Raw genomic sequence first — 13,481 nt, 5'->3', positions numbered from 1 at the left:
CGACATGTCCCTGCCCCACGCACTCCTCACCGCTCTCGCCGAACGCCCGGGTTCAGGCTCCGAACTCGCCGACCGCTTCGATCGCTCGATCGGCTATTTCTGGCAGGCGACGCACCAGCAGATCTACCGCGAGCTGGGGCGTCTCGAGGAAACGGGCTGGGTCGAATCGCTGCCGGCCGAATCGGGGCGCGGCCGCAAGCGCGCGTACCGGATCCTGCCGGCCGGCAAGAAGGAGTTGCGGCGCTGGATCGCCGAACAGGAAGACCCGACGCCGCTGCGCGAGGCGTTGATGGTGCGCCTGCGTGCGGAAGCGGTGCTCGGCCCGGCCGGCCTCGAGGACGAAATCAGGCGGCGCATCGCGTTGCACCAGGAGAAGCTCGACCTGTATCTGCAGATCGAGGCACGCGATTTTTCGGAAGACGGGGATTCGCGCACGAAGCGCCTGCAGCATCTGGTCCTGCAGGCCGGCATCGCGAACGAGCGGTTCTGGGTCGAGTTCTCACAGCATGCGCTCGACGTGCTGCGCTTGCCGAAAGACTGAACGACTGAATGACTGACGGAGGACATGACGATGACGCAGAAAACCGTGCTCTGCTACGGCGATTCGAACACGCACGGCACACGCCCGATGACGCGCGCCGGCGTACTGGAACGGTTCACACGCGAAGAACGCTGGACCGGCGTACTGGCGCATACGCTCGGCGCGAGCTGGCGGGTCATCGAAGAAGGGTTGCCCGCGCGCACGACCGTGCATGACGATCCGATCGAAGGCCGGCACAAGAACGGCTTGTCGTATCTGCGCGCGTGCCTCGAAAGTCACTTGCCCATCAATGTCGTCGTGCTGATGCTCGGGACCAACGATCTGAAGACACGCTTCTCGGTCACTCCCGCCGACATCGCGACGTCGGCCGGCGTGCTGCTTGCCGAGATCGCTGCGTGCGGCGCCGGTCCGTCCGGTACGTCACCGAAGCTCGTGCTGATGGCGCCTGCGCCGATCGTCGAAGTCGGCTTCCTCGGCGAGATCTTCGCGGGCGGCGCAGCGAAGTCGCGGCAGCTCGCGAAGCGGTACGAACAGGTGGCAAGCGATGCCGGTGCGCACTTTCTCGATGCCGGCGCGATCATCGAGGTGAGCCCGGTGGACGGCGTTCACTTCGCGGCCGATCAGCATCGGGCGCTCGGGCAGCGCGTTGCGGCCCTTCTGCAGCAAATCGCCTAACCCGCACGAGCGCTGAACCGCAACCGCGCGGCGCGTGCCCAAACGCGACACGCCACGCGCGGGGAAACCGGTCACGCGTCCGGCAGGATCACCACCTTGCCCTTCACCTGCCGGTTGGCCATCCTCGCGATCGCATCGGCCGCGTCGGCCAGCGACACACGCTCGGTGATTGCGGGTCGTATCTTGCCGGCCGCGAACCATTCGGCAAGCACGCGCATGTTCGCGACATGCTGCTTCGGATCGCGGCGCACCGCGTCGCCCCAGAACACGCCCAGAATGTCGCGCTCCTTGAGCAGCGCCAGGTTCAGCGCGAGCTTCGGGATCTCGCCGGCCGCGAAGCCGACCACGAGGAACCGGCCGCGCCACGCGGTCGCGCGCAACGCCGCTTCGCTGTAGGCGCCCCCGACCGGATCGTAGACGACGTCCGCACCGCGCCCGCCGGTCAACTCGTCCACGCGGCGGCGCAGGTCTTCGGTCGCATAGTCGATCGTCTCGTCGGCGCCCGCATCGCGGCACAGCGCCAGCTTGTCCGCACTCGACGCCGCCGCGATCACGCGCGCGCCGAGCGCCTTCGCGATCTCGATCGCGGCGAGGCCAACGCCGCCCGCCGCGCCCAGTACGAGCAACGTCTCGCCTTCTTGCAGCCGCGCGCGCTGCTGCAACGCGTGCAGCGACGTGCCGTACGCAAGCACGAGCGCCGCGCCCTGCTCGAACGTCATGCCCGGCGGCAGCGCGGCAATCTGGTGCACATCGGCCACGCACTGCTGCGCGAACCCGCCGTGCCCGGTGAACGCAACCACCGAATCACCCGGCCGCCACGCGGTCACGCCCTCGCCCACCGCGTCGATCACGCCGGCAAATTCCGCGCCCGGCGAAAACGGCAACGACGGTTTCACCTGGTACAAGCCCTGGACGATCAGCGCGTCGGGGAAATTGAGCGATGCGGCCTTCACCTGAACCCGGACCTGGCCCGCGCCCGGTTCGGGGATCGCCACGTCCTCGATGCGCAAGCTGTCGATCGGGCCGAATGCGGTACACAACAGGGCTTTCATGTTCGTCTCTCTCCTTGTGCGGCGTCGCCGCGCATCGAGTCATCCCGCGGGGCACGCCCGCACGGCCGGTTCACGGCGAATACACAACAGCCGACGGATCCGGCATCCGCGACATCGTCTGCATTCCGGAATATCGGTGAAGCGACGATCAGAACCACGCGTCGCGCATGTCGAGCGTCGTCGTGTCGACGCTCGCGAGCAGATCGAGTTGCGCATCCACTTTCGGCAATTCCCAGTTGAAGAAATAGCGGGCCGCCGCACGCTTGCCGTCGTCGAAATCGTCGGCGTGCCCGTGCGCGGCAAGCGTCACGTCGAGCCACAGCCACGCAACGACGAGATGGCCGAACGCTTCCAGATAGACGCTCGCGTTCGCGAGCCGCGCCTGCGGATCGCCGATTGCGCCGAGTTGCCGCGTGACCTCGACGAGCCGCGCCCAGCGCTTTGCCAGCGCGTCGGCCTGTTCGCGCAGGCCGGCATCGAGCGTTCGCGCACGTTCGACCGTCGCGCCGATCCGCGCATCGAGTGCGTGCAGCAACGCGCCATCGTCCTGTGCGACCTTGCGGCCCAGCAGGTCGAGCGCCTGGATTCCATGCGTGCCTTCGTGGATCGGGTTGAGACGATTGTCGCGATAGAGCCGCTCCACCGCGTAATCGCGCGTGTAGCCATAGCCGCCGTGCACCTGGATCGCGAGGTCGTTCGCAGCGAGACACCACTGCGACGGCCAGCTTTTCGCGATCGGCGTCAGGATGTCGAGCAGGCGCGTCGCTTGGGCGCGTACGTCCGCATCGTCGTGCGCGCGTGCTTCATCGACCAGCTTCGAGCAATACAGGATCAGCGCGAGACCGCCTTCGACATAGGCCTTCTGCGCGAGCAACATGCGCCGCACGTCCGGATGTTCGACGATCGACGCCTGCGGCGCGGCGGCATCCTTGCCCGCCGGCCCGAGCGGGCGCCCTTGCGGCCGGTTGCGCGCATAGTCGAGCGCGTGCAGATAACCCGTGTAGCCGAGCGCCACCGCGCCCGCGCCGACCCCGATGCGCGCTTCGTTCATCATGTGGAACATGTATGCGAGGCCATGGTTCGGCTGGCCGACCAGATAGCCGATCGCGCCTGCGCGCCCTTCCGGGCGGTAGCGCGTGCCTTCGCCGAAGTTCAGCAGGCAGTTGGTGGTGCCGCGGTAGCCCATCTTGTGGTTCAGCCCGGCCAGCACCACATCGTTGTGCTCGCCCAGGGCCGCGCCGTCGGCGCCCGGCAGGTACTTGGGCACGACGAACAGCGAGATGCCGCGCGTGCCGGGCAGCAGCCGGCCATGTTCGTCCGGAATCTTCGCGAGCACGAGGTGGACGATGTTCTCCGTGAGCTCGTGTTCACCGCCCGAGATCCACATCTTGTTGCCGGTCAGCCGGTAGCGCGGGCCGAGCGGCGAGTCGCCTTCGAAATCCGCACGCGTCGCGATGTCGGACAGCGACGACCCGGCTTGCGGCTCGGACAGGCACATGGTGCCGAAGTAGCGCCCTTCGAGCTCCGGGCGCGCGAACGCGTCGATCTGCGCGGCGCTGCCGTGCGCGACGAGCAGGTTCGCGTTGGCGGCGGTCAGGAACGGATAGGCGGACGTTGCGATGTTCGCGGCCTGGAAGAACAGGAACGATGCGGCTTCGACCAGCTTCGGCAAGCGCATGCCGCCGAGCGCTTCGTCATGGCCCGCGGCGATCAGCCCGGCGTCCGCAAAGGCGCGCACGGCCGGTGCGACGTCCGGGATCAGCGTCACGCGCTCGCCGTCGAACTGCGGTTCCTCGCGATCGCCACGCGCCGCATGCGGCGCGAACAGGTCTTCGGCAATCCGCTCGCTGGTGTCGAGCACCGCATCGAACGTCTCGCGACCGTGCTCGGCGTAACGCGGCAGCGCGACGAGCGCTTCCGCGTCGAGCCAGTCATACAGCAGGAACGCGAGATCGCGTCGCGACATCAACAAACTCATCGTGCTGCCTCCCGGGGCCGGCTTCGTCAGCCGAATGAAGGGTTGCCTGACTGAAAGTGCTGGCAGGAATTTAGCACGATCGTTCTAAAACGACAACGACGGATCCGCTAGTCCGCGTAACCGGGATTGCGCCGATCGAGCCGGCGCAGCAAGCCGGGCCAGACGAGCGCCCCGGCGCCCATCCCGCGCGTCACCGCGGCGATCTGCTGCTTGATGCCGTCGAGAATCGGTTGCGCGATCGGCAGCAGCGCCGAGCCGCCTGCCTGCGCACGGACCTGGATCATGCAGGCCGCTTCGAAGAAATACATCGCGACGAACGCGTCTGCCGGCGTCGCACCGACGGTCAACAGGCCGTGATTGCGCAGCATCAGGTTCGTGTGGGCGCCGAGGTCGTGCACGAGGCGCGCCCTCTCGGCCTCGTTGAGCGCAATGCCCTCGTAGTCGTGATAGCCGAGCGACGCCAGCACGCCGAGCGACTGCTGCGACAGCGGCAGCAAGCCGCCTTCCTGCGCCGACACGGCGACGCCATTGATCGAATGCGTATGCATCACGCACAGTGCGTCGTCGCGAGCCGCGTGCACCGCGCTGTGGATGGTGAAGCCGGCAGGGTTGATCTCGTAAGGTGATTCGGACACCTTGCGTCCGTCGAGATCGACCTTCACCAGCGACGACGCCGTGATCTCGTCGAACATCATGCCGTACGGGTTGATCAGGAAGTGATGCTCCGGGCCGGGCACGCGCGCGGAAATATGGGTGAACACGAGATCGTCCCAGCCGAACAGCGCGGTGAGGCGGTAAGCCGCCGCCAGATTGACTCGCGCGTCCCATTCGGTGGGGGAAACCGCCTGCTTCACACTGACATCGGATGAGGCCACGTCCACACTCCTTGTTCAAGGATGGTTGCGTATCGGGCCGCACGAAGCGGCCCGGCCCGGAGATTGTGTCACCCTGCCCGGGGCTTCGCGAGCTGATCGGCAACCGGCAGGCTGCGGATGCGCGTGCCGGTCGCCGCGAAGATCGCATTGGTCAGCGCCGGCGCAACGGGCGGCAGGCCCGGCTCGCCCACACCGCCGAGCGGCGTCGCAAAATCGTCCGGCGCGACGAGATGCACGCGGATTTCGCGCGGCGCCTCGTTCATCCGCAGCACCTGGAAGCCGTTGAAGTTGCTCTGCTCCGGATGGCCGTCCTTGAACGTGATCTCGCCGTGCAGCGCGATGCCGAGCCCCATCACCACCGCGCCCTCGAGCTGCGAGCGTACACGCTCCGGATTGACCTGCGGCCCGCAGTCGATCGCGATGTCGACACGCGGCACCGTGATCTTGCCGTCGGCATCGACCTGCACCTCGCACACCGCCGCCGTGTACGACACGAAGCTGCGATGCGCGGCAATTCCGAGCCCGTGGCCCTTCGGCAGCTTGCGCCCCCAGCCTGCTCCGCGCGCGACCGTCTCGACCACACGCCGCAGCCGGCCGGTATCGATCGGATACAGCGCCGGATCCTCGCCGTAATTCGCGTTCTTCACCGTGATGTGCGGCTCGAAACGCCGCGCGGGCCCGATCAGTTCGAGCAGGAAATCCTTCGGGTCGCGACCGGCCGCGTGTGCCAGCTCCGACACGAAGCTCTGGATGCCGAACGCATGCGGGATGTTGTAGACCGAGCGGAACCAGCCGATCCGCGTGTGCGCTTGCGCGGCCGGATTCTCGATCCGCACGTTCGGAATCGCGAACGGCAGGTCCGCGATGCCCTGCGCGAGCTCGCCCGGCTGCTCATGCACGATACCGGCCCTGAACGTCGACTGGATCGACGGCGCGACCGTGCGATGCTGCCACGCGACCACCTTCCCCGATGCATCGATCCCGCCGTCGAACGCCTCGAGCGACACTGCGTGGAAATAGTCATGCGCGATGTCATCCTCGCGCGTGAACGTCAGCTTGACGGGCGCGCCCGCTGCCTTCGACAGCAGCGCCGCCTCCACCACGTAGTCGGGCTTCGACTTCCTGCCAAAACCGCCGCCGAGCAGCGTCACGTTGACCGTCACGCGTTCCGTCGGCAACCCGAGCGCCTTCGCGACCTCGTCGCGCGTGGTCTGCGGCGCCTGCGTGCAGGTCCACACTTCGCAGCGGCCGTCGGCCACGCGTGCAACGGCCGCGGGCGGCTCCATCGTCGCGTGCGCGAGATGCGGGATGTAGTACGTCGCGCGCACACGCTTCGCGGCACCGGCCAGCGCTGCCGCTGCATCGCCGTCGTTGCGGATCACGTCGCCCGGTTGCGCGACAGCCGCTTCGAGCGTCTCGCGATACGCGGCGGAATCGTAGTTCGCGTTGGGCCCGCGCTTCCAGTCGACCTTCAGTTGCGCGCGTGCCTGGATCGCCGTCCACGTATCGCGCGCGACGACGGCCACGCCGCCGAGCGGCTGGAAACCGGACGGCAGCGGTGTCGGCGCAAGCTGCACGACCTTGACGACACCCGGCAGCTTCTCCGCCGCCGATGCATCGAACGATGCGACCGTGTCACCGTAGGCAGGCGGTCGCGCGACGACCGCATACAGCATCCCGTCGAGCCGCGTGTCGATCCCGTAGTGCGCACTGCCGCCGACGATGTCGCGCCCGTCGATCAGCGCCGTTTCGCCCTTGCCGATATAGCGGAATTCCGCCGGCGCCTTCAGCGCCACCGTGGCCGGATCCGGCGTCGGCAACGCGGCTGCCTTCGCGGCCAGTTCGCCGAAGCCGAGCTTGCGCCCGCTCTTCGTGTCGACGACCTCGTGCACCGTCGCCTTGACCTGACGCGCATCGACGCCCCACGCCGCGGCAGCCGCCTGTTCGAGCATCGTGCGCGCGGCCGCACCCGCGCGGCGCAGCGCGGCGAAGCTCTGGCGCAGGCTGCGCGATCCGTCGGTGTTCTGGTTGCCGTAGCGCGGCTCGTCGCCCACGGCCTGCGCGACCTTCACGCGCGCCCAGTCGGCGCCCAGTTCGTCCGCCACCACGAGCGCGACGCTCGTGCGCACCCCCTGCCCCATCTCGGACCGGATGCAGGTCACGGTGACCGTGCCGTCCGGCGCGATCGCGACGAACAGGTGCGGATCGTCGCGCAACCCGTGCGGCATCCCGGCGCCGCCGAATTGAGGATTCGCGCTGACGGGCGGCTGCACCGGCACGGCCGCGTGAACCAGCGACGGCACGCCGAACGCGAGCAGCAGCCCGCCGGAGGCGAAGCCGAGCAGCAGCGCGCGACGGCTTTCGTTATGGACGGAGAGTTCGGGCGCGCTCATGCGGCACCTCCGCGGCGTACAGCCAGGCGGATCGCCGCACGAATGCGCGTGTAGGTGCCGCAGCGGCAGATGTTGCCCGACATCGCATCGTCGATGTCGGCGTCGGTCGGATGGGGATTCGTCTTCAGCAGCGATGCGGCCTGCATGATCTGCCCGGACTGGCAGTAGCCGCACTGCGCGACGTTCAGTTCCTGCCAGGCCTGCTGCAGCGGATGATCGAGGTTCGTCGACAGTCCCTCGATCGTCGTCACGCGCTTGCCGGAAGCGGCCGCGACCGGGGTGATGCACGACCGGATCGCAACGCCGTCGACGTGCACGGTGCATGCGCCGCACAGCGCCATGCCGCAGCCGAACTTGGTGCCGGTATGGCCGAGGACGTCGCGCAGATACCAGAGCAACGGCATGTCGGGATTGCCGTCGAAGTGCTGCTCGCTACCGTTGACGGTCAGCGTGATCATCGTTCACCTCCTGGTCGAGGCGCCCGCATCGCACCACGGGTGCCGGGTGGGGATTCGAACGGCGGCGGGTGCGCACTGCTGCGCCGGCCCGATGCCGTCTTGTGGACTGCTCCGCCGGCAGGACCGGCGGTCAATGCATTGTTGTCGGTGCAGCTGGCCAAGGATGGCTATCGGGCATGCGATCCGGATTGATAGCGGGCCGCACCAGCCCGGATTCTGCCCCATGCAAACCGTCACTCAGGCAACGCGATCATGGCGGGACTGCCAGAAATGGCGGCTCGGCGCTGTCCTGGCTTCCCTCGAACCCTATCGGTGTAGCGATACGAGCCGGCACCGTCGGGCACGATGAGATACACGGTGTCTCCCCCTGCGATCGGATTGGCAACATCGTGACTGGCCATCGCCCTGCCCGTATCCAATCCGATGTTTCCGCCCTTGTCCTTGCCGAGCTGACGCACCTTTGCCTCGGCCACTTCGCCCACCGCTATCGCTGAGTTGTCCAGCGCACGTCAGCTCTGCAGTCCCGTGCAGAAATCTCTATCGAATTCCGGCCCGGAGTGCGCGACCAACTATGAGCGCGGCGTTACAACGCAGGCAACACTGGTCGTTTGTTCGGAAGGCATAGAAATACATGCGAATGCTCCGCCGTGGTTGAATGCTGAAACCGGCTGCCCTATGGATGCGTCGGCATCGCCCCTCAAAAGGCCTAGAGACGCGAGAAAGTCCATATTCGCTTTTTTATCCGAGCCCGGATTCAGGATGTTATTGACCATGCCCACGGCACCGACAAAGTGCATAAGATTAACGGGATCGGACCGGTCTCCTACCACGCCAATTCTTGTAATCTTGTTAGCACTATTGACGTAAAGGTGAATTCCAATCTGGCTCTCAAAATGCCCATTCGCCAAATCAAGCTTCTTCAGTTCCGCTATCCCTCGTTGAAAACGTTCATCATTAAGCGTTACTTCGATTCCATCCTTTGTCTTGCTCATTCTCCGGATCGTGTCATCCCCGCCGGCCATTGCCAGCTCGTCATACTGCTTTCGGAACGTTTCTGGTTCAAAGTCGACCCAAACGTCTGCTGACTGCGGCTGCACGCTAACAGCCGAAACCGCTGGCGCATTAGGGCTGGATACTGGCGATACCGTAGGCGATTGGTCCGATTCACTGCAGGCGGTCAGAACAATCGCAGCCGAACATACCAAAATCAACGCTTTCATGATTCCCCGTAATGTGGTTTCGAATTATCTGTTCACATTCTGACTCAATTGCGAAACACACTGCAACTTCCAATTCAAGTCCGGGAGAAATGATGGCGGACGGCAATGCAGCATTGATCGCGTTCATCAGCGTACTCGCTGGTGGCGACGCTGGTGCCGCTGAAGATAACGGATCTCGACACCGAGCGAGTGGCTATTTGGCTTGAAGCCGAAGCAGAAAAGCGACCAACGAGCGCTGAGCAGAGTTACCGAAAGCTGCACGCATTCATTCGGGAGTGTGATGACACGCTGGCACCCCCGCTCCCTCGAGAGATACGCTCCCTATAACGGTGAATGAACGCATAAGCACTGCCGGGTCATCGATGCCAAGTTTAAGGAATGCGGTCTTCAGAGCGCTATGATGCTCATCCACAAGCGCCTTCTCCATGCCACTAACCCAAGCTAGGCCGCCAACATCCCACTGCGTGCGCATCATCGATTCGACGCTGCCATTTTGGAAAAGCTGCATGTGCGAGTACAACTCGTTTGCCGCTGTCGAGATGGTCACGGACTCAGTAAAGGAAGAACTCGAAGAGTCAACGCCGGTGGCAGACGCCGCAATGGTCACACACGCCAAAGACCAAGTGACGGCGCATTCCTGGCAACTCTAGTGAAGCGCCTTCATCCTCGGTGGACTTCTACTTTGGCGCCGGTGAGAAACTGGCTCGTCAAACGGGCAGCGTTGCGAATTTTCACCGATTGACCAAATCCTGGTTACGCCATGGTTACATGGACGACAGATTGATGGCTGACGCAGCGAGAAAGCGAATGTAAGTGCTTGATTCGACTGGCCCGCCCTACACGATTCGAACGTGTGACCTACGGCTTAGAAGGCCGTTGCTCTATCCAACTGAGCTAAGGGCGGTCGGGGAGAAAAGACACGGCTGGCGCGGGCCGCATTTGACACCGGGCATCGAGCAACGACAAAACCACGCACCTCGAAGCCCCGAAACAAAACGGGCCCGGCATGAAGCCGAGCCCGAAATTATACCCGATCATCGCGTCAGATCACGCGAAGTGAGCCATCCCAACCTCAAACCGGCTGCGGATGCAGCATGAACCAGCCGAGACAGAACACACCGGCGATCACGCAATACACGCCGAACGAAGCCAGCCGGCCACGCCCTTCGAAGTAGCGCATCAGGAACCGCACGCTCAGGTACGCGGCGATCGCCGTCAGCACGCCGCCGAGCAGCGCATCGGCGAGCTGGTCGCGCGCATGGAACAGCTTCGGCAGTTCGAGCACACCCGCCGCGAAAATGATCGGCGTACCGAGCAGGAACGAGAATTCCGCAGCCTTCTCCGCCGTCAGCCCTGCAGCATTGCCGGCGATCATCGTCAGCCCGCTGCGCGAGAAGCCCGGAATCAGCGCGCCGATCTGCGCGAGACCCACGAAGAACGCCTGCTTGAACGTCATCTTCTCCGGTGCCTGATGCGCGCGGCTGCGCTGGATGCGATCGCCGAGCCACAGCAGCACGCCGTTCACGATCAGCGCGACCGCGACGATCCGCAGGTCGTGGAACACGCGTTCGATGCGCTTCTCGAGGAGCAGGCCCACGATGCCGGTCGGGATCGTGCCGATGATGAGCGCCCACATCAGGTGCCCGTCGTCGTTCTTGCGGCCGCCGAGTTGCGCGAAGAAACCGCTGATCAGCGCGATCCAGCGCGCGCGGAAATACCACAGCAGCGCCAGCGCGGTGCCGAGGTGCAGCGCGACGAGAAACGGCAGCAGTTGCGGTGCGTGCTTGTCGATGTGCATGCCGAACAGCGCCGGCACGAGCAGCGTATGGCCGAGGCTGCTGACGGGGAAGAGTTCGGTGACGCCCTGCAGGACGCTCAGGAATACCAGAAACCAGAGACTCACGCGTCGGTCCTTTTAGTGAAGTTTGAGCGGAAAGAGAAGCGGACGACGCGATGCGCGTCCGAAAAACGCGCCCCGATTATGCCGAGCCCGGATTACTGCGCCAAGGCATTTGGCTGGATATTGCGGCAATGCACACAAACGCTTGCATCTTGTAAGCAGTCAGAAAGCAAAAGGCCCGCCATTTGCATGGCGGGCCTTTCGATTTCGGCAGGAATTGCCGTCAGCGGCCGAGCTGATAGAAAAATAATACCGTGCTGCCGGTGAACATGCCGAACAGTGCGATACCCATTGCCATTGCCAGATCCATGGCCCCCTCCACGAAGTGTCATGACCCGGCAACATCACCGGTTTAGAGCCATTATCCCGACCGTCGACAGTCTTAAAAACTCGCGATTTCCCGAGAAGGGTTTTCCCCGAGCCTCCATGGCCCGATAATGGAGCGCGCCGTTCCCGTCCACCCGCCCAACCCGATTCGCCATGCCGACCTTCCAGCAACACGACATTCACGAACTTCATGCCGGCCCGTCGCTCGTACGGGTCGCTCCGCAATTCGGCGGCCGCCTGCTGTCATGGGATGTCGACGGTGAACCGGTAATCTTCTGGCCGGACACGGCCGACTGGAGCAATCTCGCGCGCGTGCGCGGCGGCAACCCGCTGCTGTTCCCGTTCCTCGGCCGTCATCGCGTCGATGGCGAACTCGGCCGCTGGCGCGACGCCACCGGCGTGGTGCGCGACCTGCCGATGCACGGCTTCGCGCGCGACCTGCCGTTCGCCGCGCGGCCGTCGGCCGATGGCGCCGCGCTGTCGATGACGCTCGACGCGACCGACGCGCTGCGCGCAAGTTACCCGTTCGACTTCCGGTTCGAGGCGACCTACCGGCTGGCCGACTCGCACACGCTCGAAGTCGCGCTGACGACGACCAATCGCGGCGACACGCCGCTGCCCTACTACGCCGGCCACCACTTCTATTTCGCGCTGCCGCACGGCGAACGCGCCGAAACCACGCTTGAGCTGCCGCCCACGCATCGTTGCGCGCAGCAGGCCGACGGCTCGATCAGCACGCCGGAACCGGGCGAAGCCCGATATCGCCTCGACAACCCGGATATCGTCGACCGCTTCCACTGCCTCGACGGCGTACCGGCCACGCCGGTGCGCATCGTGATGCCGGGCCGCCGCCGCACGATCGAGATCGCGCTCGACGTGCCGGGTTCGATCCCGTGGTACGCGGTGACGACCTGGACCGAGAAGCCGGATTCGGACTTCTATTGCGTCGAGCCGTGGCTCGGTCTGCCGGATGCGATCCACAACGGCCTCGGGCTGCGCATGCTGGCGCCCGGTGCGACCGAAACGGCCACGCTGCGGATTCGCGTCCTCCCGCTCGCCGGCTGATACGCAGGCTCGATACGCAGGCCGAGGCGCCGTCAGGCAGCGCGCCGCAGCGTCGATAACGGCCCAAACTGCGGTACGCGGGTCGAACCCGTTAAAATCGGACGTTTTGTGTTGCCTGCCGCGTCACGAGCGGCAGGGTTTTGCGAGGTTCAATGTTCGGAACAACAACGAAGCGACTCTTCGCAGCCGCCTGCGCCGCCCTGCTCGTCGCGTGCGGCTCCGCGCCTGTCGGCCCCGGGTTCTATCGCGTCGAGCGTGGCGATACGCTCTACAAGATCGCGCGCGACAACCGCACGTCGGTATCGAACATCGTGCGCTGGAACCAGATGACGAACCCCGATGCGATCGAAGTCGGCCAGGTGCTGCGCGTCGCGCCGCCGCCCGGCACGACCACCGCATCGACGCCGTCGACCACCGGCACCGGCAGTGCCGGCCGGGCCCGCCCCGCGCCTTCCGCACCGGTCGAGTCGGCCGTCAAGCCGGCCTCGAGCATCGCGCTGATCTGGCCGGCAGCCGGCAATGTGGTCCGCACGTTCGACGGCTCGAAATCGAAGGGCATCGACATCGCGAACTCGCCGGGCACGCCGGTGGTCGCGGCGGCGCCGGGTGTGGTGGTCTATGCGGGTAACGGGCTGCGCGGCTACGGCAACCTGATCATCCTCAAGCACAACGCCGACTACCTGACCGCCTACGCGCACAACCGCGCGCTGCTGGTGAAGGAAGGCCAGTCGGTCACGCAAGGGCAATCGATCGCCGAGATGGGCAACAGCGACAGCGATCGGGTCGCGCTGCATTTCGAGTTGCGCTACGGCGGCCGATCGATCGACCCGTCACGCTACCTGCCGGCGCGCTGAGCACCCGACAGACGACACGCGATGCCGGCACGCATCGCGTGTCGTCGCGGTGAAAACCGGGAAAGGTGATGTCAGCGCTTGCGCAGACGTCCGGTGAACCGGCCGGACAACGGATCGACGTGACGGGCAAACGCCACCAGTAC

12 protein-coding genes and 1 tRNA gene are annotated in these 13,481 nt (G+C 65.5%); 4 read left to right on the top strand and 9 right to left on the bottom strand.

The window, feature by feature from the left end; translation table 11 throughout:
• Nucleotides 1-4 precede the first annotated feature (4 nt).
• Both LXE91_RS11680 and LXE91_RS11675 read left to right on the top strand, forming a co-directional pair.
• The gene (locus LXE91_RS11680) at nucleotides 5-541 is read left to right on the top strand and encodes a PadR family transcriptional regulator (protein WP_172625589.1); all 537 of its coding nucleotides are present in this window, start codon (nucleotides 5-7) and stop codon (nucleotides 539-541) included.
• Between the two features lie 30 nt (nucleotides 542-571).
• Nucleotides 572-1,216, top strand: a complete 645-nt coding sequence (locus LXE91_RS11675) for an SGNH/GDSL hydrolase family protein (RefSeq protein ID WP_039347882.1) — start codon at nucleotides 572-574, stop codon at nucleotides 1,214-1,216.
• A gap of 71 nt (nucleotides 1,217-1,287) precedes the next feature.
• Here the strand turns inward: LXE91_RS11675 and LXE91_RS11670 are convergent, their stop codons facing one another.
• The 9 genes from LXE91_RS11670 to LXE91_RS11630 all read right to left on the bottom strand — a co-directional run bounded on the left by LXE91_RS11670 (nucleotide 1,288) and on the right by LXE91_RS11630 (nucleotide 11,095).
• Nucleotides 1,288-2,268, bottom strand: a complete 981-nt coding sequence (locus LXE91_RS11670; RefSeq protein ID WP_039347605.1) for an NADPH:quinone oxidoreductase family protein — start codon at nucleotides 2,266-2,268, stop codon at nucleotides 1,288-1,290.
• A 148-nt stretch (nucleotides 2,269-2,416) separates the two neighbouring features.
• Entirely contained in the window at nucleotides 2,417-4,246 is a 1,830-nt protein-coding gene (locus tag LXE91_RS11665) for an acyl-CoA dehydrogenase (RefSeq protein WP_039347608.1), read from the bottom strand.
• A gap of 107 nt (nucleotides 4,247-4,353) precedes the next feature.
• The gene (locus LXE91_RS11660; RefSeq protein WP_039347885.1) at nucleotides 4,354-5,121 is read right to left on the bottom strand and encodes a class II aldolase/adducin family protein; all 768 of its coding nucleotides are present in this window, start codon (nucleotides 5,119-5,121) and stop codon (nucleotides 4,354-4,356) included.
• 68 nt (nucleotides 5,122-5,189) lie between these two features.
• Nucleotides 5,190-7,514 (bottom strand): xanthine dehydrogenase family protein molybdopterin-binding subunit, encoded by a 2,325-nt coding sequence (locus LXE91_RS11655; protein ID WP_039347612.1) that lies wholly within the window; start codon nucleotides 7,512-7,514, stop codon nucleotides 5,190-5,192.
• Nucleotides 7,511-7,972, bottom strand: coding sequence for a (2Fe-2S)-binding protein (locus LXE91_RS11650; RefSeq protein WP_039347615.1), 462 nt, complete (start codon nucleotides 7,970-7,972; stop codon nucleotides 7,511-7,513). The genes LXE91_RS11655 and LXE91_RS11650 overlap by 4 nt, the downstream gene beginning before the upstream one ends.
• A gap of 233 nt (nucleotides 7,973-8,205) precedes the next feature.
• The gene (locus LXE91_RS11645) at nucleotides 8,206-8,454 is read right to left on the bottom strand and encodes a hypothetical protein (RefSeq protein WP_052760100.1); all 249 of its coding nucleotides are present in this window, start codon (nucleotides 8,452-8,454) and stop codon (nucleotides 8,206-8,208) included.
• Nucleotides 8,455-8,541: 87 nt separating this feature from the next.
• A complete protein-coding gene (locus tag LXE91_RS11640; RefSeq protein WP_135370767.1) occupies nucleotides 8,542-9,192 on the bottom strand; it encodes a hypothetical protein in 651 nt (216 codons plus the stop codon).
• 827 nt (nucleotides 9,193-10,019) lie between these two features.
• A tRNA-Arg gene (locus LXE91_RS11635) sits at nucleotides 10,020-10,096 on the bottom strand.
• Nucleotides 10,097-10,264: 168 nt separating this feature from the next.
• The gene (locus LXE91_RS11630) at nucleotides 10,265-11,095 is read right to left on the bottom strand and encodes an undecaprenyl-diphosphate phosphatase (RefSeq protein WP_039347620.1); all 831 of its coding nucleotides are present in this window, start codon (nucleotides 11,093-11,095) and stop codon (nucleotides 10,265-10,267) included.
• Nucleotides 11,096-11,572: 477 nt separating this feature from the next.
• On the opposite strand from LXE91_RS11630, the gene LXE91_RS11625 reads away from it, so the two are divergent.
• Together LXE91_RS11625 and LXE91_RS11620 are read left to right on the top strand one after the other, a co-directional pair.
• On the top strand, nucleotides 11,573-12,484 hold the full coding sequence (locus tag LXE91_RS11625) for an aldose epimerase family protein (RefSeq protein WP_039347623.1): 912 nt from the start codon (nucleotides 11,573-11,575) through the stop codon (nucleotides 12,482-12,484).
• Between the two features lie 152 nt (nucleotides 12,485-12,636).
• Complete coding sequence (locus LXE91_RS11620) at nucleotides 12,637-13,338, top strand: peptidoglycan DD-metalloendopeptidase family protein (RefSeq protein ID WP_039347625.1); 702 nt, start codon at nucleotides 12,637-12,639, stop codon at nucleotides 13,336-13,338.
• Nucleotides 13,339-13,481: the final 143 nt, after the last annotated feature.

Source organism: Burkholderia contaminans, from assembly GCF_029633825.1.
GTDB lineage: Bacteria > Pseudomonadota > Gammaproteobacteria > Burkholderiales > Burkholderiaceae > Burkholderia > Burkholderia contaminans.
The sequence above is the reverse complement of the archived record's forward strand: the minus strand, read 5'-3'. Positions and strand labels throughout refer to the sequence as shown.

What these genes read in the sequence shown, in the direction of transcription:
- LXE91_RS11675 (WP_039347882.1), top strand. Translation starts at nt 572, where the DNA reads ATGACGCAGAAAACCGTGCTCTGCTACGGCGATTCGAACACGCACGGC.
- LXE91_RS11680 (WP_172625589.1), top strand. Translation starts at nt 5, where the DNA reads ATGTCCCTGCCCCACGCACTCCTCACCGCTCTCGCCGAACGCCCGGGT.
- LXE91_RS11650 (WP_039347615.1), bottom strand. Translation starts at nt 7,972, where the DNA reads ATGATCACGCTGACCGTCAACGGTAGCGAGCAGCACTTCGACGGCAAT.
- LXE91_RS11625 (WP_039347623.1), top strand. Translation starts at nt 11,573, where the DNA reads ATGCCGACCTTCCAGCAACACGACATTCACGAACTTCATGCCGGCCCG.
- LXE91_RS11620 (WP_039347625.1), top strand. Translation starts at nt 12,637, where the DNA reads ATGTTCGGAACAACAACGAAGCGACTCTTCGCAGCCGCCTGCGCCGCC.
- LXE91_RS11670 (WP_039347605.1), bottom strand. Translation starts at nt 2,268, where the DNA reads ATGAAAGCCCTGTTGTGTACCGCATTCGGCCCGATCGACAGCTTGCGC.
- LXE91_RS11655 (WP_039347612.1), bottom strand. Translation starts at nt 7,514, where the DNA reads ATGAGCGCGCCCGAACTCTCCGTCCATAACGAAAGCCGTCGCGCGCTG.
- LXE91_RS11640 (WP_135370767.1), bottom strand. Translation starts at nt 9,192, where the DNA reads ATGAAAGCGTTGATTTTGGTATGTTCGGCTGCGATTGTTCTGACCGCC.
- LXE91_RS11665 (WP_039347608.1), bottom strand. Translation starts at nt 4,246, where the DNA reads ATGAGTTTGTTGATGTCGCGACGCGATCTCGCGTTCCTGCTGTATGAC.